The 22,327-nt window shown below is 41.4% G+C and carries 19 protein-coding genes; 15 read left to right on the forward strand and 4 right to left on the reverse strand.

What is annotated here, in order from left to right:
* Positions 1–1,131: 1,131 nt before the first annotated feature.
* The 4 genes from G337_RS0119805 (at position 1,132) to G337_RS0119820 (ending at position 6,136) form a co-directional block, all read left to right on the forward strand.
* Positions 1,132–3,195 (forward strand): bifunctional 2',3'-cyclic-nucleotide 2'-phosphodiesterase/3'-nucleotidase, encoded by a 2,064-nt coding sequence (locus G337_RS0119805; protein WP_028865375.1) that lies wholly within the window; start codon positions 1,132–1,134, stop codon positions 3,193–3,195.
* Positions 3,196–3,356: 161 nt separating this feature from the next.
* Entirely contained in the window at positions 3,357–4,133 is a 777-nt protein-coding gene (locus tag G337_RS0119810; RefSeq protein WP_028865376.1) for a substrate-binding periplasmic protein, read from the forward strand.
* Between the two features lie 103 nt (positions 4,134–4,236).
* Complete coding sequence (locus G337_RS0119815) at positions 4,237–5,151, forward strand: M14 family metallopeptidase (RefSeq protein WP_028865377.1); 915 nt, start codon at positions 4,237–4,239, stop codon at positions 5,149–5,151.
* 145 nt (positions 5,152–5,296) lie between these two features.
* On the forward strand, positions 5,297–6,136 hold the full coding sequence (locus G337_RS0119820; protein WP_084605525.1) for a substrate-binding periplasmic protein: 840 nt from the start codon (positions 5,297–5,299) through the stop codon (positions 6,134–6,136).
* A gap of 87 nt (positions 6,137–6,223) precedes the next feature.
* Here G337_RS0119820 and G337_RS26910 read toward each other — a convergent pair whose 3' ends face one another.
* The gene (locus G337_RS26910) at positions 6,224–7,645 is read right to left on the reverse strand and encodes a transporter substrate-binding domain-containing diguanylate cyclase (RefSeq protein WP_051303438.1); all 1,422 of its coding nucleotides are present in this window, start codon (positions 7,643–7,645) and stop codon (positions 6,224–6,226) included.
* Positions 7,646–7,936: 291 nt separating this feature from the next.
* Between G337_RS26910 and G337_RS0119830 the strand changes: the two genes are divergently transcribed.
* The gene (locus tag G337_RS0119830) at positions 7,937–10,054 is read left to right on the forward strand and encodes a methyl-accepting chemotaxis protein (RefSeq protein WP_028865379.1); all 2,118 of its coding nucleotides are present in this window, start codon (positions 7,937–7,939) and stop codon (positions 10,052–10,054) included.
* A 139-nt stretch (positions 10,055–10,193) separates the two neighbouring features.
* Positions 10,194–10,793, forward strand: a complete 600-nt coding sequence (locus tag G337_RS0119835; protein WP_028865380.1) for a protein disulfide-isomerase — start codon at positions 10,194–10,196, stop codon at positions 10,791–10,793.
* 79 nt (positions 10,794–10,872) lie between these two features.
* Here G337_RS0119835 and G337_RS0119840 read toward each other — a convergent pair whose 3' ends face one another.
* Entirely contained in the window at positions 10,873–11,292 is a 420-nt protein-coding gene (locus G337_RS0119840; RefSeq protein ID WP_028865381.1) for a VOC family protein, read from the reverse strand.
* Positions 11,293–11,738: 446 nt separating this feature from the next.
* Here G337_RS0119840 and radD point away from each other — a divergent pair, with 446 nt between their 5' ends.
* The 3 genes from radD (at position 11,739) to G337_RS0119855 (ending at position 14,754) form a co-directional block, all read left to right on the forward strand.
* The gene (gene radD, locus G337_RS0119845) at positions 11,739–13,484 is read left to right on the forward strand and encodes a DNA repair helicase RadD (RefSeq protein WP_028865382.1); all 1,746 of its coding nucleotides are present in this window, start codon (positions 11,739–11,741) and stop codon (positions 13,482–13,484) included.
* A 188-nt stretch (positions 13,485–13,672) separates the two neighbouring features.
* The gene (locus G337_RS0119850) at positions 13,673–14,224 is read left to right on the forward strand and encodes a MarC family protein (RefSeq protein ID WP_028865383.1); all 552 of its coding nucleotides are present in this window, start codon (positions 13,673–13,675) and stop codon (positions 14,222–14,224) included.
* 86 nt (positions 14,225–14,310) lie between these two features.
* A complete protein-coding gene (locus tag G337_RS0119855; RefSeq protein WP_028865384.1) occupies positions 14,311–14,754 on the forward strand; it encodes a hypothetical protein in 444 nt (147 codons plus the stop codon).
* On the opposite strand, the gene G337_RS28770 is transcribed toward G337_RS0119855, so the two are convergent.
* A complete protein-coding gene (locus G337_RS28770) occupies positions 14,751–14,891 on the reverse strand; it encodes a hypothetical protein (RefSeq protein WP_157619416.1) in 141 nt (46 codons plus the stop codon). The two genes, G337_RS0119855 and G337_RS28770, sit on opposite strands and share 4 nt — an antisense overlap.
* 216 nt (positions 14,892–15,107) lie before the next feature.
* Here G337_RS28770 and G337_RS0119860 point away from each other — a divergent pair, with 216 nt between their 5' ends.
* The 6 genes from G337_RS0119860 to G337_RS0119885 all read left to right on the forward strand — a co-directional run bounded on the left by G337_RS0119860 (position 15,108) and on the right by G337_RS0119885 (position 20,624).
* Positions 15,108–16,058, forward strand: a complete 951-nt coding sequence (locus G337_RS0119860; protein ID WP_028865385.1) for a SphA family protein — start codon at positions 15,108–15,110, stop codon at positions 16,056–16,058.
* Between the two features lie 401 nt (positions 16,059–16,459).
* Positions 16,460–16,804 carry a DUF5329 family protein gene (locus G337_RS0119865; protein ID WP_028865386.1) on the forward strand — a complete coding sequence of 115 codons (345 nt, stop codon included), beginning with the start codon at positions 16,460–16,462 and terminating at the stop codon, positions 16,802–16,804.
* A gap of 292 nt (positions 16,805–17,096) precedes the next feature.
* Positions 17,097–17,420, forward strand: coding sequence for a hypothetical protein (locus G337_RS26915; RefSeq protein WP_037028233.1), 324 nt, complete (start codon positions 17,097–17,099; stop codon positions 17,418–17,420).
* A gap of 4 nt (positions 17,421–17,424) precedes the next feature.
* Positions 17,425–18,648 carry an HlyD family secretion protein gene (locus G337_RS0119875; protein ID WP_028865387.1) on the forward strand — a complete coding sequence of 408 codons (1,224 nt, stop codon included), beginning with the start codon at positions 17,425–17,427 and terminating at the stop codon, positions 18,646–18,648.
* 123 nt (positions 18,649–18,771) lie between these two features.
* The gene (locus tag G337_RS0119880) at positions 18,772–19,806 is read left to right on the forward strand and encodes an AraC family transcriptional regulator (protein ID WP_028865388.1); all 1,035 of its coding nucleotides are present in this window, start codon (positions 18,772–18,774) and stop codon (positions 19,804–19,806) included.
* 503 nt (positions 19,807–20,309) lie between these two features.
* Positions 20,310–20,624 carry a hypothetical protein gene (locus G337_RS0119885; protein ID WP_028865389.1) on the forward strand — a complete coding sequence of 105 codons (315 nt, stop codon included), beginning with the start codon at positions 20,310–20,312 and terminating at the stop codon, positions 20,622–20,624.
* 60 nt (positions 20,625–20,684) lie between these two features.
* Here the strand turns inward: G337_RS0119885 and G337_RS26920 are convergent, their stop codons facing one another.
* Entirely contained in the window at positions 20,685–22,232 is a 1,548-nt protein-coding gene (locus G337_RS26920) for a phospholipase D family protein (RefSeq protein ID WP_051303440.1), read from the reverse strand.
* Positions 22,233–22,327: the final 95 nt, after the last annotated feature.

Consider the following 22,327-nt stretch of genomic DNA (forward strand, 5'->3'; position numbering starts at 1 on the left):
TTAGTTTGACTAATCTATATAGATAAGCAGTTAAATGCTGACACCTTGTGGATTAATTAATTGAAATCAGTTTATTTACTAATCCATACAAAAAGTGTGAGCTATAGCTACAGAATAAAAATAACTGCGATTTCCAAAAAAATCGTTTACAAAATCTGTTGTTTTTATGTTTTTATGACTGCTGGGAAAATCGTTGTTTTTGCTGATTAAATTTTGATTACCTGGGGGCTGTTCAGATTAAGTTTGTTAATTGTAATCCCGTTTTATAATCTGTTTTTATATTTGTCGGTGCTTAAAATTAACTGTGTCAATAAAGGCGCATAACAGATAAAGCAGTTTTGCCGTCCATTTTTCTGTCTTTAAAGTGCCGCAAATACAAATGCTTATACTTTGCTGGTGAATTTTAATCGTGTGTAGAGTTAATTTAATAGTTACTGCCGACTTGTTATAAGAGATCTGATTTAAGCTTATTTTAAAGGTCCATTTGTTGTGGTGGTGAACATTTGAATGGTGTGGTTAAATTGCGGGATTTTGATGTTGTTTATTTGATATTTCTATATTTATCTATTTGCGTAGAAAACTAAAACAACAGCAAATAAAAAAAATTATTTTCTAACTTCTGATTTTGAACTGTCTGAAAACAGGCTTCTGATCCCCTCATTTTGAGCTTTGTCACACTTTTAAGTTTTCCTTTGCCGGCAGTTTTTAAGCAGTTTTCTGTGTTTTTTAACAATCCGGTCACTTCCCATTACTCTTTGTAACAAAGTTTGTTTTTCAATTTGTTATGTTGTTGATCGGCAGGAGGGAGTAAGTCTGCCGCTGTTTCTGGACTGTCTGATGCTGCTGCTGAAGGCAGGCCCGAAAGGGCATGTTTGAAATTTTACTGTTGAATTATTAATTATCATCTGTATTGCTTGTTTGTATTTGGCTGTCGGTATTTCTCTGTGAAAAAGCTGAGTAATATTTAAATGCCAGAGTTGTAACTCTAACTTCCGTGTTATAAAAATGACAAGTCTTTGCCTTTAATTTATAAATAGTTATGAATTTATCTTTGTTAGCATGCGCTCCCTAAGTGATCAATTGAGCATCACTAGGACATATGAAAGATAATTGTTAGAAGGATTAATTGTAATGGTAAACAAGTTAACAAAAGGCTTAGTGGCGGCCGCAGTACTGGCTGCTTTAGCTGGATGCACTGCTAATGAAGATAAAGTTTCATCTGCGCAGGTGACACTTAGAATTATGGAAACCACGGATCTGCACAGCAATATTATGGATTACGACTATTACCAGTCGCGAACGGATCCGACTATCGGCCTTGCCCGAACTGCCGGCCTGATCCACAAGGCTAGACAAGAAGTAAGCAACTTTGTACTGGTAGATAACGGTGATCTGATTCAGGGTAGCCCGATGGGGGACTACATGGCAAACAAGGGGTTAGATAAAGGTGATATTCACCCTGTTTATAAGGCGATGAACCGTCTGGATTATGATGTAGCTAATATCGGTAATCATGAATTTAACTATGGTTTGGATTACTTAGAAAAAGCATTGAGCGGCGCGCAGTTCCCTTATATTAACGCCAATGTTTATTGTGCCGCTGATGACTGCTGGAATGATGTGAAAGACGGGGAAAACCTGTTCACACCGTATTTAATCAAAGACAAAGTCGTTGTTGACAGCAATGGTAAAGAGCATAGCATCAAAATTGGTTATATCGGGTTTGTCCCGCCGCGGATATTAACCTGGGATAAGCGTCATCTTGAGGGCCGGGTTACGGCTCGAGGTATTGTAGAAACCGCTGAAAAATTTATTCCTGAGATGAAAGAGCAGGGCGCTGATGTGATTATTGCTATTCCACATTCGGGGATCGGCTCTACGGAAAATCCGGGTGATCCTATGGCGCCTAATGCTACATTTGCGCTGACTAATGTTCCCGGCATTGATGCTGTTATGTTTGGTCATAGTCATTCAATCTTCCCGCATGAAAACTATGCTGACCTGCCGAATACTGATGTTGACAAAGGGCTGTTAAACGGCGTTGCAGCTGTTATGCCGGGCCGCTGGGGGGATAATTTAGGCATCGTTGATCTTAAACTTGAGCTTAAAGGAGGAACCTGGACTGTGACTGACGGGCGCAGTGAAGCCCGTCCAATTTATGACGGAGCAGCACAGCAGGAGCTGGTGAGTGCCGATTCAGGTATTCATAAGGCTGTAGAAAAAGAGCATCAAGGCACATTAGATTTTGTGGAGCAGCCTATCGGTGCGGCCGCTTCTGATATGTACAGCTTTTTAACACTTGTACAGGACGACCCTACGGTACAGATTGTTGCTGATGCACAGATTGCACATGTCAGCGCTAATTTACCGCCTGAATTAAAAGGTATTCCGGTATTGTCTGCCGCCGCACCGTTTAAAGCAGGCGGGCGTTTTTCAACCGAAGCGGACGCAACGCAGTATGTACAGGTAGATGCCGGTGAGCTGACCTTTAAAAATGCCGCGGATCTTTATTTGTATCCTAATACAATGGCGGCAGTAAAGGTTACAGGTGTGCAGGTAAAAGACTGGTTAGAGTGCAGTGCTAATCAGTTTAATCAGATCGATCCTGACTCTAGTGCACCTCAGCATTTAATTAACTGGGGCGGCCATCGAACTTATAACTTCGATGTCATTGACGGTGTGACTTATAAAATTGATGTTACCCAGCCGAGTAAATTTGACGGTGACTGTGCGCTGGTTAATGCAGATGCTTCCCGCATTGTTGACTTAACTTACACAGATACGGACGGCACGGTTGTCAGCGGTAGTGACTTAGATAAGAAAGAGTTTATTGTGGTTGCAAACAGCTATCGTGCATTTTCCGGAAAATTTGCCGGTACCGGCTCTGAATATGTTGCACTGGAGCTTCCTGATGCCAATCGCGACGCATTAGCTGCTTATATAAGTGCACAGTCTAAGCCGAATAACAGCGGCGGATATGACAGCATGGTTGATCCGCGCGCAGATTATAACTGGGACTTTAAAAATATAAATACAAAAACCAAGCTTGATGTACGTTTTGAAACTCAGAACAGTGCCAAAGCAGATCGCTTTATACAGAAAAATCAGCTGCGCAGTATGGTCAAACTTGCTGAAACAAATGATCTTGGTTTTGCTGTTTATAAAATTGATTTAACAACGCCGGCGGAGAAATAAATATACAAATGATGTTAGTCATAATGCCGTTAAGTTAAGCAAAATCCGCTGCAGAGTCAGCGGATTTTTTTATTTATATAAAACTAACTACTGTGCAGCGTAAAACAGCTGTGCTTCGGGTGTATAATTAATCTACTAGAGAAAAATATACTGGGTGTTTTATGACGTTAGCGGCAGCTTTGAAATATATACTTGTTTTAACCAGCTTACTTTTTTTCAGCGCCCTTGGTACTGCTAAAGAGATGCGGGTTGTTGTTTCTGATAACTATCTACCGTTTTCCTGGCAGGAAGATAAACAGGTTAAAGGTATATTAAAAGACTTTTTAGATGAAATTGTAGTGCAGCGTATGGGTATAAAAGTCAGTTATGAAATATGCCCCTGGGCCAGATGTCAGATTATGGTAAAAGAAGGTCAGAGAGATGCTTTTTTTACGATTTCCAGTGCCGAGAGAGACAGATACAGCATCAAAACGGAACTGCCGTTGTTTATTTCTGATTTTTATATTTATAGTGGTGCTAATAATAAAAATTTACCTTTGCTGCTGAAAGTTAAAAATTTAGATTCGCTATTAGCGTTAAAAAACTTGAGATATGTTTATCTACTCGGGGCCGGCTGGCACCGTCAGAATCTATCGACCGTGCATAATGTTACCACGGTTTTATATTCAACTAAGATCCTTGAGCTTCTTAAATTCAATCGCGCGGATGTCTACATTGAACAGGCCGCATTGATGAATTATCAGATAAAACGTTTTAACCTGGAGCAGGATATTATACAAATACCTGCGCTAATGGATCATACTAACTGGCATCTGTATATTAGCAACAAATCCGACTTTATAACCATACTGCCGCAGCTGGATCAGCTTCTTAATAAAATGCACCAGGAGGGGTCGCTGCAGAAACTGCGTCATAAAATATTTTCTAAATACCAGTAATTAAACAATTCGTTGTTCAATACATTGGGGCTTTTACAACTCATTTCCAATATACTTTTCTTTATAGATAAGTTTTTTCGAACATCTACAAATGAGGACATTCATGAATCAGCCGCAGCCAGCCTTGAAAAAATGGGCAACAGAGCAGAAAACAGCCTGGTTATCCAGACAGAAAAAACACCGTTCTTATCAGGACAATGTAGTGAACAGACTGAACTCTTTAAGCGATCGTTTTGATATTGTTCAGTACGGACAGCTTGATTATGCCCTGGATCAATATCCGCTTTATATTGTGACAACAGGATGCCGGGATAACAGCAAACCGACTGTTCTGATCACCGGAGGTGTTCATGGTTATGAAAGCAGCGGAGTTCACGGTTCTATCAGCTTTCTGGAAAACAGGGCATTAGACTATGCCGAAAAATTTAATATTATTGTGGCACCGTGTGTCAGCCCATGGGGGTACGAGACGATAAACCGCTGGAATCCGCAGGCTGTAGATCCGAACCGCTCTTTCTATGAAAGCAGTCCGTCTCAAGAGGCTGCTTGTTTGATGCATTATATTAAGTCACTTAATACCAAGATTACAGCGCATATCGATTTACATGAAACAACCGATACTGATAACACTGAATTTAGACCGGCATTAGCCGCCAGAGATGCTGTGGAGCAGAATAACTGGGATATTCCGGATGGTTTTTATCTGGTTGGTGATATAGACAATCCAGTAGAGAATTTTCAGCGCGCTGTTATCAGATCCGTAGAAAAAGTTACCCATATAGCGCCGTCAGATGATAATGGTAAGATCATTGGCGAGCCTTTAGCGCAAAACGGCGTAATCAATTATGACTGCCGCAAACTGGGGCTTTGTATTGGTTTCACTCATGGTGTTTATTCTACGACCACGGAGGTTTATCCTGACAGCCCTAAGGTTAACGATCAGGATTGTGTTGATGCGCAGGTCGCAGCCGTTAGCGGCGGGCTTGATTATATTATCTCTGAATTTAACAGTCGCTGACAGTCATTTTTTATTTAAGCTTAGGTAGAGGCTGCTCCTATTAACCCTGTCTCGAACTGCTGTTTAAGTGCTTTTTATACAGAGTATGGATAAACATATTTAGAGGGATATAAATATTATTTATTTGCTGAAAGCAGGTCGGTATATGTGTTTTAAATATGCGCTTAAGCGTCGTTTTGTATTCGTGCTTGAAGGAAGTTTAAGCGTTTTTTTCTGTTTTTTTCTGCTGTTAACCTGCAGTTTTTCTTATGCACAGGATAAGGCATTGCTTTACAGAGAGGGGACGAATACAAAAACTTTAGTGGTTGCGAGTGATGAATGGCCGCCGTTTCGTATGATTGATGCACAGGGAAATTTTTCTGGTTTTGATATAGATATACTGGCAGCGGTTGCAAAGCTCACTGCTGTTGAATTTAAGGTTAAACGCTACCCCTGGTCCCGTGCCTTAAAAACAATGCGGCTTGGCGGGGTTGATATGATGACCGGCCTGGCATATACCCAGGAGAGGGCGTTATATATCAACTATGTGGATTTTCCATATTATACCTGTTCGCCTGCTTTTTATATGCAGAAACACTTAGACAATGATATTAAAGAGTACCGGGATCTTTATCAGTATAAAGTAGGTTATGTATTAGAGTCCGCTTATTTTGAGCCGTTTAACTCTGATCCTAAAATTCTTCGTCACGGTGTGGTAACTGAAACCCAGTTGTTGAAAATGGCTTCTAGGGACAGGATGGATGTATTTATTGGTACTGACTGCCAGGTTGATTATGAAATAACCAAAAGAGGTCTATGGCCTAAGATAAAAAAAGCCAGTTTCAGACCTGCCGGCAAAGTCGAGCTTTATCTGGGAGTATCACGGCGAAACAGCTCTAAGCCGCTGCTTGAAATACTTCGCCTTGCTTTAATCGAATTACAGCAGTCTGGCCAGCTGCAGCAGATCGCCGCCAGGTATTTTACTCCTGAATCTATTCATAATTAGCTGAACTTTTATTGTGAGCAGGCGCAGATAACTGCCTGCTGCCGCTAGATATTTTACTCCTGAATCTATTCACAATTAGCTGAACTTTTATTGTAAGTAGGTACAGATCACGGCTTGATCTCGTCCGTTATTTTTTGCCTGGTAAAGCAGGGTATCTGCATGCTGCAGCAGGGACAACGGTTCCAGATCTGCGCCTGACTTAACCAGTGTACAACCGATACTAATAGTAACGGTTAATACTGCCGATTGATGTTTAATCGGGTTTTCTGCTATTTTTTTATTTATCTTGGCGCATATCTCAACTGCTTTCTGTTCACAGACTCCCTGCAGTATTAAACAGAACTCTTCTCCTCCGATGCGTGCCAGAGTATCCTGGTGACGTATGCAGGATGTGATACGTTTTGATATTATTGAAAGCACCTGATCGCCGACCAGATGACCGTAAGTATCATTAATTTTTTTAAAATAATCGATATCCAGCATTAACAGGGCAAAATCTTTTTGTTTAGACGGTTGAGTTAAGCGGGTCAGTTTGTCCATTAAAAAACGTCGGCTGTAAAGTCCGGTAAGTGTATCTGTATTTACTTGAGCTAATAATTTCTGGTTAGCTTCTGCCAGAGAACGGGTACGATTTGCGACTGTTTTACGAAGAATATATATATAGGGGAGCACCAGTAAAAAAAGTCCTAAAATTAAACTCCGATAAAACCATAGCGGTACTATTGTTTCTGTATTTATCCATTTCTGCCGGATAAGGTTGAGATCCTGTTCATTGATTTTTTTAACGTTTAAATTTAGATCCGCCAGCAGCTTCTGATTACCTTTTTTTACCGCAAATTGAATGGCTTTATCGTATAAAAAGGCATAAGGTGCATAATTGTTTGAGCCGGCGCTCTGGCCGGCCATATAAAAATTAGCAACCTGCATATCTGCAACAAAAGCAGTTATTTCACCGCCTCTAACAGCGTCAAACATCAACTGGTTATTAATATACGCCACGAGTTTAATTTTCGGGTAATTGTTTGACACAAACTCCTGTTCATAGCCGCCCTGTACAACACCAACGGCCTGCTGCAGCTTATTAAGATCCTTTTCAATTAAGCCCAGCAGACTAACTTTTATATATATTGATGTTTGTAAATTAAATATGTCTGCGCCGAAGTCAAAAAGCTCAGCGCGTTTATCTGAGTACAATAATCCTGCATGCACTGCCGCCCGGTTATCGCTGACTGCATCTAAAGAAGCCTGCCAGTCCAGCAGGACAAATTTAACTTTGCGCCCGCTGACCAGACTGTACTGCCGCCAGAAATCAATTAATAATCCTTTCGGCTGACCGTCTTCGAGATAAGAAAAAGGTTTCCAGGCTTTGGAGTTTGCAATAATAAGAGCAGGCTCTGCGGAAGTATCTGCAGCCCGCAGTTTTAAAGATACTGTGTCAGCGGTAAATAAAATCAGCGCGATACAAAGCAGCATGCTCCAGCTGCGCATAATCTTTATAAAGTTAAGCATGGTATCTAATCACATCTATGACCTTTTATCAGGAAAATTTATCAAGAAGACATCATTAGAATAAGCGCCCTCGGGTATTTCAGCAAGTGCAGCAGAACAGCTCTAATTAATAATTTTTGTAATAACAAACTTTGCTCGTGCGCATTATTTTCTGACAGACAATGCAGCTTGCAGCACGCTGTTAAATTCAAGCACTGCAGCGTGTGCTGAGGGTAATTTGCCTAAATATTAAAAGGTGCATATTCTCTTGGTAACGTGCCGGTTATTTAGAAAATGTGTCAGGAGGATACAATGAAAAGATTATCCATCAGTATTAAATTACTCTGGATCACCTCGGGCCTTTTTTTGGCGACAATCAGTATTTTATCTGTCAGTTTATGGTGGGCGCTCAGCAGTAAAAATGCTGATATAAGTACAGAGGTTGAGCAGGCTATTAATGAAGAGGCTATTGCGAAATTAGAAGCAAAAGCAGATCAATACGGGCAGATGGTTGCCGGTTTTATCAATGAAGCGTACCGCATTCCTTATTCATTTGCCGGTACCGTTGAGCAGCTCTCCGGTAGTGAGCTGTTAAGCCGTGAAACCGTAGAGGCCAGTGTCGGTGCGATTTTAAAGAAAAATAAGCAGTTATCTTCTATGTATGCACAGTTTGAAGCAGACGGCTTCGATGATGATGATGCATTGAATCTTTCAGACACTAGCCATAGTGTGCCGGGCGTTGGTACTTTAGAGCTGTATTTTCTGCGTAACAGTGACGGCACCATTGAACAGGAACAGGTTGATGATGCCGATGAAAAATACCTGGCCGGCGTTAATGAGTTCGGTATCCGTAAATCTGAATGGTATTTGTGTGCCAGAGACAACAAAATGCCGTGTTTAATGGAACCTTATCTGGATGAAGTAACGCCGGGTAACAAGGTCCTTATGACTTCATTAACTGTACCGGTAATTAAAAACGGTAAATTCTCCGGTTTGATCGGTGTGGATATTAATTTACCGATATTTCAGAAGTTAATAAAAGAGTTGTCAGATAACCTTTATCAGGGGCAGGCCAAGGTTACCCTGCTGAGCAGTAAAGGTTTAATTGTTGCAGCCAGTCATTATGACAAAATATCCCGCCCCCTTAAGGAGGCGGTCAGTGCTGAACTTGCTTCTACGCTGCTGACACTGCATAAAAATAAAGGGCATTTTGAAAATGCACAGCAGATCGCAGTATCGCACGCGATTGATATTCCCTTAGCGGGCAGCCGCTGGTCATTAGTTATTCAAATCCCTAAAGATGCGGCTTTTAAACGCTCCATAGAGGTAAATGCGGATATGTCTTCAATGGCACAGTCACTAGGCAGTCTGCAGCTTACTTTAGGTATACTGGTTTCCGTTGCTGCGGTATTCAGTATATGGATAGTTATCCGCAGCATTATCTCACCCCTGAAAATAATTCAGAGCAGGGTGGAAAACCTGGGCAGTGCCGAGGGGGATTTGACCCAGACAATTGAGGTTGAATCTCATGCCGAGCTGATTGCGCTGGGCAGTGGTTTTAACGCATTTATTTCTAAGCTTAAATTATTAATTGTGGAGCTAAAAGAGCTTGCCGGACAAACGCAGCAGGAAAGTTTATCGGTTGCACAGATCGCTGAAAATATCCGTGATAATGTTAATCATCAGTATAAAGATATTGAAAGTGTGGTTACCGCAGTCAATCAGATGAGCGCGGCAGCATTACAAGTTGCAAAAGCCTCTGAGCAGACAGCCGCTGAAACGGACTCCATGAGCCGTAATGTCAAAAACAGTGAGCAGGGTTTAGAGATGGCGATGCAGTATGTGACTACCATGTCGGAAGAGTCAATACAGGCCAAAGATGCCGTCGGCAAAGTATCTGACAGCAGTGATAATATCAGTAGTATTGTTGAGGTGATCCGCTCCATTGCCGAACAGACAAATCTACTGGCACTCAATGCCGCCATAGAGGCCGCCCGCGCCGGCGAGCAGGGAAGAGGTTTTGCAGTGGTGGCTGATGAAGTAAGATCGCTTGCTTCAAGAACTCAAAGTTCAACTGATGATATAACTAAACTTATTAATTCACTGCAGCTTGATGTCAGCAGCGCATCAGATGTTATCGAACAGGGTACTGAGAAGGCGCAGCTTGCTGTAACTAAAACTCAGGAATCGCTCGCATCACTAAATGAAATGGTTGGACAGATTGGTGAAGTTTCTGATCAGGTTACTCATATTGCAGCCGCTGCTGAACAGCAGAGTTCAGTAACCGAAGAGGTAAATAATAATATTACTGGAATTTCAGACTCGACATCTGAGCTGGCTGCGCTTTCAGATCAGGCTCTGCACAGCAGTAATACCCTGGCTGAGTTAGTTAAATCCCAGCATGAACATCTGGGCAGATTGAAAACCTAAAGCATAAGTTTTGTTCTGTTTGCTGCAGATATCTGTGCGCCTGCAGCTGCTTCTGTGAATAAGCGTAATTGTTAATTGTATATTAGGTTTAAACTATTTAAGATCGGCCTAATTTATTATATTGAAAAGGTTCTACCTAATGATTCCTGAGTTATATTTCATTTACGATTCTCATTGTCCCTGGAGCTACGCAACTTTGCCGCTGCTTAATGCGCTTGAAAAAGCATACCCGGAAATGATCATTCATGTCTGGCATTGTGCGCATTATGACGGTAGTGACAGTGCCGGTTATAAGCAGGTGGATGATGCTTCGCGCCAGAGTTCGGTGAAATTCGGTCAGGAGCATATCCGTTTTGCCGACAGCCCTAAAGACTCAACCATGACGGCTAACCTGATGGCCTGGCTGCAGAATAAACAGCCGGAGAAAAGTCTAGCAGTATTAAATGCACTGCAGAAAGAGCATTTCATTAAAGGCAATGCTTTCGGCTGCAAGCATGACTTTAATGCGCTGATCGAGCAGTTTAAACTGTCACCTCCGAATAAAATCTTCAGAGAAGAGTTAAGCGATGAAGCTTTATATACTCAGTCTGATATTCAAGAGCTTCGCGAGTTTATGGGAACAAATGCATTTCCTGCTCTATTGTTAGCCTCGGGTGATAATGCGGTACTGCTGAATCACTCAGCATATTTAGCAGATCCTGATGCCATTGTTGAAGCTGTAAAGCAGGAAATAAAATAACAGCTTTCTTTGACCGCCCTTAAGCAGATGATATAAAAATACCGCGCTTCTGACAGCGCGGTATTTTTGTATCACGGATTTAAATATTTAGATTTCTCTGCTCGGTAAGATCGCTGAAATACTGTACAAACTCTACCTCGTTACCGTCGGGATCGAGAAAATAGATATTCTGACGGAAAGGGTGTTCCGGTCCGCGTATTCTCGGCTTAAACCCTGCGTTCTGCAGACGATGGGTAAGGCCTTCAACATCACCTACTTCAAAAGCAAAGTGTGCGATACCTACCTGATGGCCGGTTAATTTTCGAGCATCCTGCTCGCCGTTATCATTTAATGTCAGGTATAAATTGTTATCCCCGAAGTGGATCCAGTTTCTCGGCTTTCCATACCATTCGGATTCACCGCCGTCACGAATTATCCATTCAGGGAAAGCCGCCTGATAAAATGCAAGGCTGATCTGGATATCTTTAACTACCAGATTGAGGTGCTCTAATCTAATCATAATTTATTCCTTTTCATTAGGGCCTGTTTATCTTTGAAAATTGCCCCTGTTGAGCCTGAAAGTTTCTCAATCAAGGCGCGAAGAATGAAGTTTAGTTGTTCTAAATGAATGATGAGCAACACAGAGTGAGGAATTTTCAGCCTCAACCCGAAGGGCTGGGGCTATTTTTACACTCAACTTCGTTATCAGTCATTAATGTAGAGTGACTACACTGTATGACTTCTGCCTTGCTGAGCATAAAAATAGCCTCCAGCAGGAACAAAGAGCAAAGATAAACAGGCCCTAACTGCTATTTTAGTGCAGATCTATTATTTAATCACTGTCCTGTCTGTGTCTGCATCGATTTTTAGTTTTCTTAATTAGTTTAAAAGTCTGTTTGATGATTCAGCTGCTGTCAGGTTAAACTGCGTTTTTCCCTATTAAGTGACTAATCAGTTTTTCTATTTATGTATACTCTTCGTCCATATCAGCAAGACAGCGTTAAAGCGACCATTCATTATTTTCGTAAAAACAGTACACCGGCTGTACTTGCGCTTTCCACCGGTGCGGGGAAAAGCCTGATAATTGCCGAGCTGGCACGTCTGGCAAAAGGCAGAGTGCTGGTTTTGGCGCATGTTAAAGAGCTGGTGGAGCAGAATCACAGCAAGTATGAAAGTTACGGTCTGCAGGCGTCAATTTTCTCTGCCGGATTGGGGCGTAAAGAAACACATCATCAGGTGGTGTTTGCATCGGTACAGTCTATCGTTAACAGTCTGGAACAGTTCAGCGAGCAGTTTTCCCTGCTGGTTATTGATGAATGCCACCGCGTGCCGCAGGACGAAAACAGCGCCTACCAAAGGGTGATTAAACATCTGCAGACAACCAATGCGCATATTAAAATACTGGGACTTACTGCTACACCATACCGTCTCGGACTCGGCTGGATTTATCAGTATCATACCCGCGGTCAGGTACGCAGCTTAGAAAAACGTTTTTTTCGCGACTGCATATTTGATCTGCCGATCCGTTTTCTGCTCGATGAAAAATATCTGACGCGCCCTAAGGTGATGGATATGGCGGTTATAGGTTATGACTTTTCCAGTATTAAGCCCTCAGCCTCCGGACATTATCAGGAAGCGCAGCTCGACAGTGTAGTTAAAAAGTCAGGGCGTGTAACCCCGATGATTATCAGGCAGGTGATAGAGACAGCGAAAGACCGCCTCGGCGTGATGATTTTTGCGTCGACGGTTAATCATGCACAGGAGATAATGGCTTATCTGAAGGGAGAAAATGCGGCACTGGTAATCGGTGATACACCGCTGGATGAACGTGACCGGATTATTAATGCGTTTAAACAGCAGAAGATAAAATACCTGGTTAATGTATCGGTTTTAACCACAGGTTTTGATGCACCGCATGTAGATCTTATTGCTATTCTGCGTCCGACTGCGTCTATTAGTTTATATCAGCAGATTGTCGGCCGCGGTTTGCGTTTGTCTGCAGGTAAGAAAGACTGCCTGGTGATGGAGTTTGCCGGTAACTGTTATGATTTATATCAGCCTGAAGTCGGAGATGCGAAACCCGATAGTGACAGTGAAATTGTTACTATTCCCTGTCCGGCATGCCGCTTTAATAATAACTTCTGGGGCAAACTGGATACTGCCGGCTTTGTACTTGAGCATTACGGCAGGCAGTGTCAGGGTTATAGTGAAAATGACAGCGGTGAGCGTAATATCTGCGGCTACCGTTTTCGCGCAAAATTTTGTGATATGTGCGGCGCTGATAATGATATTGCCGCACGGCGCTGTCATGACTGTGACCATGTGCTGGTGGATCCGGATAAAAAACTGCGTGAAGCTATGAAACTCAAAGATGCGCTTATTATGAGATGTGTTGATTTAAGATTAGAAGCAGGTAAAAACAAGTTTGGAAAACCGCAGCTTAAGGTCACTTATATCAGTGATCAGAATGCCGAAATAAACGAATTCTGGCAGCTGTCGACTAAAGCGCATAAATCTGAATTTCTTAATAGATTTATCAATGCACATCTGATTGATCGTCACCGGCCGTTTACCGATACCGCTCCTTCAAAGGTGGTTAATAATGAGCATAGGCTGCGTCCGCCGCAGGTTGTGATTGCCAGAAAGAGCGGCCGTTTCTGGGTTATTCGCGATAAGTTATTTGATCTAAACTTGTATCAAAAAAGCGAATGACTCAGTTTGAAACATTTTCCGTATAAACAAAGTTATTTACATATCTGAAATGTGATGCATTTATTTGTTTTTCTAATCAACTTTGCTGCAGGTGACTATCATTAAATAAGCTTCATTATCATATTGGTGCAAATACAAACTAATATTTAGCCATTTCTAATATGAAAATCATCTACCATGGAGAATCTATGAAAGATAACTTACAAGCTATAGTTACATTACTTGCTCTGGTTAATCCTGCTGTGTGTGCTGTTAAAACTGCTTTTGTGGTTTGTATAGTACTTGGTTTAGCTGCATTATTTGGTGCAAATATTTTAGCGTTATTTGGTGTTTCTTTAGATGCTTTTGCCATTGCCGGAGGCGGTATCTTATCATTTATCGGGATTAAGATGCTGATGCAGAGCGGCGGCTCTGCAGGAAATGCTGATCAGCTTGAACATGATAAAGATGTGAGCCTTTCACCGCTTATTTTATTTGCGGCCAGCCCGGGTACTATTACCGGGGTCATTACTATTTCATCTAGTCACAGTGATGTAGGGGTTCCAGTATCTTCTTTAGTTGCGATTGCAGTTGTGACAGTGGTCTTGCTATGTGTCCTGTTAGCTGTCTCCTATCTGCCAAAAAGATCGAGTAAAATCGGCCTGGGCCGGCAAATGATAACTAGTTACCTGGGCGTAATAGTGATTGCCATGGGGGTACAGTTTGCCTTTACTGGTATTAAGCAGTTTATGTATGGATAGTAGATGTACTGGCGCCGGGCAGCCTGCCGCAGGTATTAATATATAATTCCGATTACTCAAATGTATCTAACAGTGAGCAGCTGGCAATGAAAAAATATAGTACTGACAATGTGAGTTACAAAACATTCAGGCCTCATGGGCGAGTTGAATTCTCTGTTGTTGATGAAAATATCATTATTTATCGAGCGTGGGGCCCGTTTAATAGTGAGTTTTTTAGCGTCCTTGAAGCAATTGAACCTGATGCTTTAATAGAAGTGCAGAGTAATGTTAGGAGCTGGGGGGAGGTTGTTGTTTTTGAGGACTCCTGCATGGCTGTGGATAATTTTTTCCTTGAATTTAGTGCTTATTTGAAATCCATGAAAGCGCGTGATTTAGTACCAATAGCCAGCGCATATGTTTTTTCAAATAACATTGAGGGCGGCTTACTTATGAAAGATAAATATAAAAAATGTTACCAAGATGCTGGATTAGTATTTTCAACATTTGCTGATGAGGAAACTGCATTGTCTTGGATTAAATCCTGTTTTTAGTAAATTAATAAGTCAGTTATTTGTTTAACACGACTTAAGGCGGCTGCCGCAGGTAGAATTGAAAAAGTCTGCAGTTCTATTGACGTGGATCCGAAAAACAACTTTCTATCGCTGACCATGTAAAGATAATACTTCATACCATTCCGCCTAATTATCTGATTCATTTCTTTTTCTGTATATAGTTTTTTCTTCTAAAGGACAGCTATTGCGCTTCATTTGCTTGGCTCGTGATGGAGAAAAAGAACAATCCAGTCAAAAAACTCAGTAAAGCTGCCCTAAACGTTCCATTCACTAATATTTTTTCTCGTTATAAAAGAAACTACGCTCATCACTTAAACACACCGAGGAAAAGTATGAGCTTAATCAGTATGCCGTTTGTAGACACCGAAATTAAAGCTGGACGCGGCACTTCTCAGAAGAATAAATGGAAAATGCTGCTGGCCCTGGCTGCTGCAGGATTTGCCGGCCCCGCACTTGCAGACGGAGTCGTCGGCGCAGGTCATTATGCACCGGCAATTTCCAATATCCGTGACCTTACTGTGCCTGATCAGGCCGGTTTTGTGTATGAGCAGTATAATTTCTATTACACAAGTGACACCCTCACGACAAGCTCAGGTAAAGATATCGATGCTGAACTTAGCTCAGGCGGTATTGCACCATTGTTCTTGTGGGTGACGGACTGGGAAGTGCTGGGGGCGCGTTACAGTTTTTACTTCAACCCGGTTTACCTGTCTAACGACTTCGAGGAGGAAGAAGATCAAGGACTAGGTGATCTCTACATTCAACCGCTTTGGCTTAGCTGGCTGAATAAAAATTACGACGTTACGCTTGGTGTGGGTGTGTACGCACCGGTAGGTGATGAGGATGTTACTCTAGATATGTGGACAACTCAGTTTCAACTTGCCGGGTATTATTACATGATGGACCAGGCGACAGCCTTAATGCTTGCCGCCACCTATGAGATTCACAGCGAAGTTGACCAGAGCGGAGTGACACCGGGTGATCACCTTACTATTGAGTATGGATGGAGCCAATACTTGAGCCCGCAATTTGAAGTCGGTATCCGTGGTTACAGTCAGTGGCAAATGCACAGAGATGACCTGCCGTCCTCTCTCAACAACTTGAATCAGCGCTTAGGCTCTGATATTGGGAATAAATCAGAAGTACACGGGCTGGGTATACAGGCTGCATACTGGTTTGATAATCAATGGAACCTCGCGTTTAACTACACTAAAGAATATGGTGCAGAGTCTCGATTTGAAGGTGAAATGTTTTCTCTTAATATAACTTATATGATGAATTGAACTTAATAAAAACGGACATTCATAAGTTAGCATAACTAAAGAAGCTAAAGGGGGGAACTTCTGAATGTCCGATTTTAGGATGCTTAAGGGTATTCACAATACTAAAATAATGCACGTATGCGGCGTGTTCTTAAAACTGCTCAGCTCCTGATCTAATTCTAAGGGCATATATTCTTTTTGAAAGTGGGGGGATTATTTTGATTGTCCAGCTGTACGACTACATCAATACTTAGCTTATTGAATGTGTTGAACTTATCATGTTCATATCGCCTAAATCTTCAAAAATTTACTAATAACTGTTTGCCTAAATGCAAACTATAATTCGATTTACAGCCCGTTAAAATACGATAGTATAATGCGGCTGTTTTGTGCATTTACGCTTCTTAGGTGGAGAGCTGAAGGTGAAAAATCTATTATTAATTTTGTTATCTCTATTTTCTTTAAATGTGCTTTCTTCAACTCAAGATGAAATTGACCACCTTATACGCTTTGTGGCTGCAACTGACTGTAAATATGAGCGAAATGGTACTATACACAATGGGACTAAAGCAGCTGAACATATAAACAAGAAGTATGAGTATTTTTCGGATGATATTCAGTCAACTGAAGACTTTATAAAATATTCCGCGACTCAAAGTAAGATGTCGGGTAAATTTTATAAAGTTCACTGCGGCAATAAAGCGCCAATAAAAAGTCGGGACTGGCTCTCTGCTGAATTAAAGGCTTATAGAAAGACACAAAAGTAGTGCAGGTAAACGAATTGAATTTATAAGTCAGGAGATAAAATTGTCTTTTATACCTGCTTAATTACTGCAAACTTACAAGCAGCTAAAATTTGTCTTATTCTGCAGTACCTTCATTTTATACTTCACTCGACTTTGTGTGATTTTCCCTGTTATCTGCATCTGTCCTGGTAACGCGAAAAAGAACAATCCAATCAAAAAACACACTAAAGCAGCCTCGAATGTTCCATTTGCTAATATTTTCCCTGGTTATAGAAGAAACTACGCTCATCACTTAAACACATAGAGGAAAAGTATGAGCTTAATTAGTATGCCGTTTGTAGAAACAGGAGTCGATACAGGTCTGCACATCGCAGCAGCAGTTGTGATGGTTGGCTCTATTGTCGCCATTGCTGCTGGTTTTTGGAAAATTCATGAGCTGCCTATACATAAAGCGCATCAAACTGAGCACCAGCAAATTGGGCTTATAACTGCGCTTACCTGGATTGGTTTTGTCTGGCACTGGGTATGGGTCGTTGCGGTAATTGTCGCTTTTGTTGACGGCGAAAAAATTCTTAGAAAAATTCGTAATATTTGGCAGGAAACCGACGCCGACAACAACAATAAGATTGAGGAGTAATAAAATGCTTGAAGGTTTAGCTGTTTGGTCATTATTTATTTTCCTGCTGCGTTTAGTCGGCATGCCCTGGAACAAATTTTCTAAGATTTTTGCATATTTAGGAGGAACTCTATGGTTATTGTTTGTCTGGGTAGGACTGCTTAATTTTACGCCTATGGATATGTCCGGAGGATCTCTGGTTCAGTCTCCTCATATTCAGTTGAGGCCTGCTTCCAGCCAGGTAAAAGGCTATGTTAAGGCTATCTATATCAAACCTAATGAACGAGTGAGTAAAGGGCAGCTGGTATATGAGCTGGAAGATGAACCTTTTCAAATCGCTGTAAATCAAGCACAGGTTGATGTGGATACGAAAGAAATTGAAGTTAATGTTGCGCTGGAGGAAGTTCTTATTGCTGAGCAGAAACTTGAGAGTGCACAGGCTGATATCAGCATTAGTGAAGCTAAATTAAATGCTGCAGAACGTGATTTTGCATGGAAAAAAACAACCTTAGAGCGTTATATAACTCAAAACAACAAAGCGCCGGATACTGTAACCCGAAGCACACTGGATGAGCAGCAGACATCGGTTACAGTGGCTCAGGCAAAGGTTAATGCTTTAATAAGCGAGTTGAAAAAGTCAGAAATGACAGTCACTAAAAACCAGCTTGAAATTAAAAAATCTAAGCTCAAGGTTAAAAGTGAACAAACAGAGCTGGCTCGTGCTGTAGAAACACTGGCTCAGCAAAACTGGAACTTGGACAGCACTAAAATTTATGCACCAGACGATGGTTATGTCACTAACTTTATCATGCGGGAAGGGCAGTATATCGGTGCTATGCCTAGAATTCAGATGTATACAGACGAAAAATACGTATTGATGAGAGTTAACCATCAGGCTATCCGTAACGTCAAAGTTGGTCAAAAAGCCGAGTTTACCAGTGCGGTTTACCCGGGAAAAATCTTTAATGCTCGAGTTGAAGGTATTATTGAAGCAACAGGAGAGTCACAAGGCTCATTAGTGGCAAAAGAAACTAACGTGCGTCAGACAACGGCTCTGAATGCCAGTAATAAGCACCATTTGGTGCGCTTAAAAATTGATGAAACACAAGGCAGAGATCTTCCGGTGGGAGCTGTTGGCCTGGCCTGGATATCAGGAGAAAAGCCGATGAGCTTTCTTGATTTCCTCGACCCTGTCCGGGGAATTATTATCCGCATGAAATCGCAAATATACTTCTTCTACTCTATGTAACTCTATCCCCTTTAGTGCAGGCTAAAGGGGATTTTTTCATTTCAAAAAAATTTATGAAACTGCTGTGGTCAGTGCTAATCTTGATATAAGCCACTCTTTGAGATTTTCAGTAAAAGGATGCTTATGTCAACAGCTAATGCGACAGCGTTTGGAAGAACCGGCGTTTTTTGGCTTTTTATTAAAGCCATGGATGATTATTACGGCGGCTGCATAAAAAAAGTAAACCTTCCGGTAAGTCTTTTCAACGACCATATGCGGTTAATGCCGTTAACAGAAATGACCCGTTTTTTCGGCATTCTTGAAGAGGGCATCAGTGATGAACTTTTTATTGCTAAGGGCTGCTCAAAAATGCAGTTAAAAAACTTTGCTCCCTTAGACTCTATTGTCTGTTCCTCCCCGGTATTTTTTACCGCTCTGATGCGCTTTAACTCGTTGTTTAAATGCCTTCAGTCAGGCTGTGACGCCAGAACAGTCCGCAGCGGCGGCATATTCAAGTGGTGTTATCGAACAGAACTTACGGTTTCTGAAGAACGTTTACAGGACGGGATTGTAGGGGCCTGGACATTTATCCATTTACTGCGTTTATATCATGACCAGAGTTATGCGCCGATTGCTGTTCATCTGCCTGGCTCTTGTCTAGGAGAGCCGGGAGAAATGCAGCAGATATTGGGCTGTGATGTTATCTGGAATGCCAAGCAGACCGAAGTCTGGTTTTCGGCAGGCAGTATGAGTAAATTAGCTCCTGAAAAGACTAAATTCCGACCCAAGGTGCGCATAAATCAGATGGATATATTGAGCTATATTAACATTCCTGCGGCTGATGATTTTGTACGCTGTGTTTATGAGCTGATCAATTATGCGAGAGCTTTTGGTTATCCAAAGTTAGAGTTTATCGCTGAAATACTTATGATATCACCGCTGACTCTGCAGCGGCGTTTGCAAAAAGAGAACACCAGCTTTTCAGACTTAGTTAAATATCAACTGCTTTATAATCTGGCCCCGCAAATGCTGGCAAAAGGTGAACTATCAGAGCAGATCAGTAAAGAGTTAGGGTTTAGTAATCCGCAAAGTTTTTCTAAAGCCTTTAAAAAAGCACACGATGTTACACCTAAACAATTTGTAGAGCATACTGACATGTTTAAGGGCTTGTGTGATTAGAGTCTGTTCACCTTTGAAGTTTGCCCCTGTTGAGCAATGCAGAGTGGGCTGTTTTTAGACTTAACCCGAAAGGCTGAGACTATTTTTTTTATCAGCCATTAATGTAGAGTATCTACACTGTTTGACTTCCGCCTTGTTGTGTCTGGGAAGATTTACCTCATTTATCCCGCCTGATCTGCTATATACATTCCAATTGCTGTTTCTTTGAGGCTTCGTTGCATATATTAGTGCCGTCAAAGATTAGAGGCTTATTAATATTGCTGTTAATACTGCTCAGGCTGATAAATCCGCGGGATTTGATAGTCTATCCCAAGCGGAATTTTCTGCGGGAAGCAGTGGCTTTATTATTAGGTTCGCTAAATATTATGACGCGGGCTGATATAAAATTGTATCTGCCTGCTTAAAATAAAATGCATAGGCGGCTCAGTGACAGAGGATTATGGTTCGGCAAAACTATTCCATATTTCATTCATTTACTGGTTAAACAGACCGCTGGAGTTGTTATGAGTATTGTAAAAACGAGAGAGTTGTTTCACAGCGCACTGCATATTCTGTGCGGCAGCGGAAGCACAAAAAGCCGTATGTTAAGAGCTTATCAAATCATTGCTAATATTGTGCCCGCAAGAGATTTACCAAGAGAGTTAATAAGCGATTATTATGAGCTTCAACTGCAGCTGAATACAATAGAACCGCGTAAAGGAGAAAGTGCTGTATATGCCGGCGTAGTCAGTTTAAACCAGATGGACTGCGCAGTAATTATTGATCTTTATATAAATATTTATAAGAGGCTGGCAGTGTCTGCGTCTAAATATGCATAAATTTCGATAGGTATATCCAGAACCGCCATGTAAGCTGCAGTTTACATGGCGGTTAATAAGTTAAAGCTGTGATTCTACAGGTAACCACTGCAGGAAACCGTTCTTAAAGCGATCCCACCAGCTGCTGTAAGGATCATTGTTATAGGTTCTTATTTCGTCTCCATCCTTTTGAGTCCAGATAATCTCACCTTCTTTAAGTGATAATTTAAAAGCCCCGTCTTTAACGATACTGTCAAAATCCTTAACAATAAAAGCCCCTAATTTTTCTGATTCTGCAATCACACCTATTTCTGTATTTTCACTTCGCGAACGAGGATCAAGGTTCATTGAGCCAATAAAAGTAACCTTACGGTCAATGACAAAATACTTAGCATGTAATGTGAGTTTGGATGCGGTTGAAGAGGCAGCTTTATCGGTATATTTTTTTAATACATCTATACGGGTGCTATCGACTTCATATAATTCTACACCAAGTGCTAATAATGCTTTTCGGTACTTTGAATAACCAGAGTGTACTATGGTGACATCATTGGATTTCATCGAATTGGTTAAAATTCTAACGGTTACACCTTTTTTTACCAGATCGCCGAATAACGCAACACCTTCATCTCCTGGTACAAAGTAAGGTGAAACGATTACGAGTTCGTCTTTTGCATTATTTACGTAAGGGCGTAATTTTGGAGTCAGGTGGTATTCTGTTTTTTCACGTGAAGAGACAACTTTTAACGGGTCATCATATAAGACTTCTGCATTACCCGTATATTCGTTTACTATATCTTTTTTCACTAAACTTATTAAATCGTTTTCACGCAGTGCCTGCGCATATTGAGAATCCCGGTGTTCCTCTATGAAGGACTGTAAAGTTTGACCGACTTCCTTTAAGTCATTTTTTGACGGCTGGTAATCATTTAATAAATTGATGCCGTAGGTGATTTCACTGTTCCAATATAAGTCAAAAGAAGTCTGCACCTCTTGTACAACGCCGCCTGTAAAAGCAATATCTAAATCTCCAAAAGCAACATCTGAGTGTGCGCCGTAATATTGGTCTCCTATATTACGCCCGCCTAAAATGGATATACTGCTGTCTACCGTGAACGTTTTGTTATGCATTCGACGTGTTACTGAACCAAAACCGGTAATAAACTGTCGAGTGCGTCTTTTATCACGTAAAAACGGATTGAAAATGCGTACTTCAAAATTTGGATGAGCAGTCAGTTTAGCAATATCAATATCTTTGCCGGCTAAATCCATATCATCTACAAGCAGTCGTATGCGCACCCCTCGCTCAGCCGCCTGCCATAAAGCTGCCGTTAACAGCCCTCCACTTAAATCAGAGTGATATTGATAATACTGCAGATCTACACTCTTTTGCGCCGCATTAATCAGGGAAACTCGAGCAACAAAAGCATCAACGCCGTCTTCAAGCAGCATCATTAACGCGTCATCATTATTTAAACCGAGCAGCCTACGTTCTTCATCAAGCGCCATGGTTAACTGACTCTCTTGAGATTTACTCATTGCGTAACTTTTACTGCTGGTATTGTCCGGCAGGCCGGCACAGGAAAATAAAAAGAAAACGGCTAACAGAGGGATAATATGTTTAAGCACGATTATTTCCTTATAAATTATTGATAAATATTATTTAAGCTGCGAATGGCGGCAAAAGCAAGGTTAAAAGGAGGTTTTACTTTTGTTCGCAGGCC

Origin of the sequence: Psychromonas aquimarina ATCC BAA-1526 (assembly GCF_000428725.1) — a bacterium.
GTDB lineage: Bacteria > Pseudomonadota > Gammaproteobacteria > Enterobacterales > Psychromonadaceae > Psychromonas > Psychromonas aquimarina.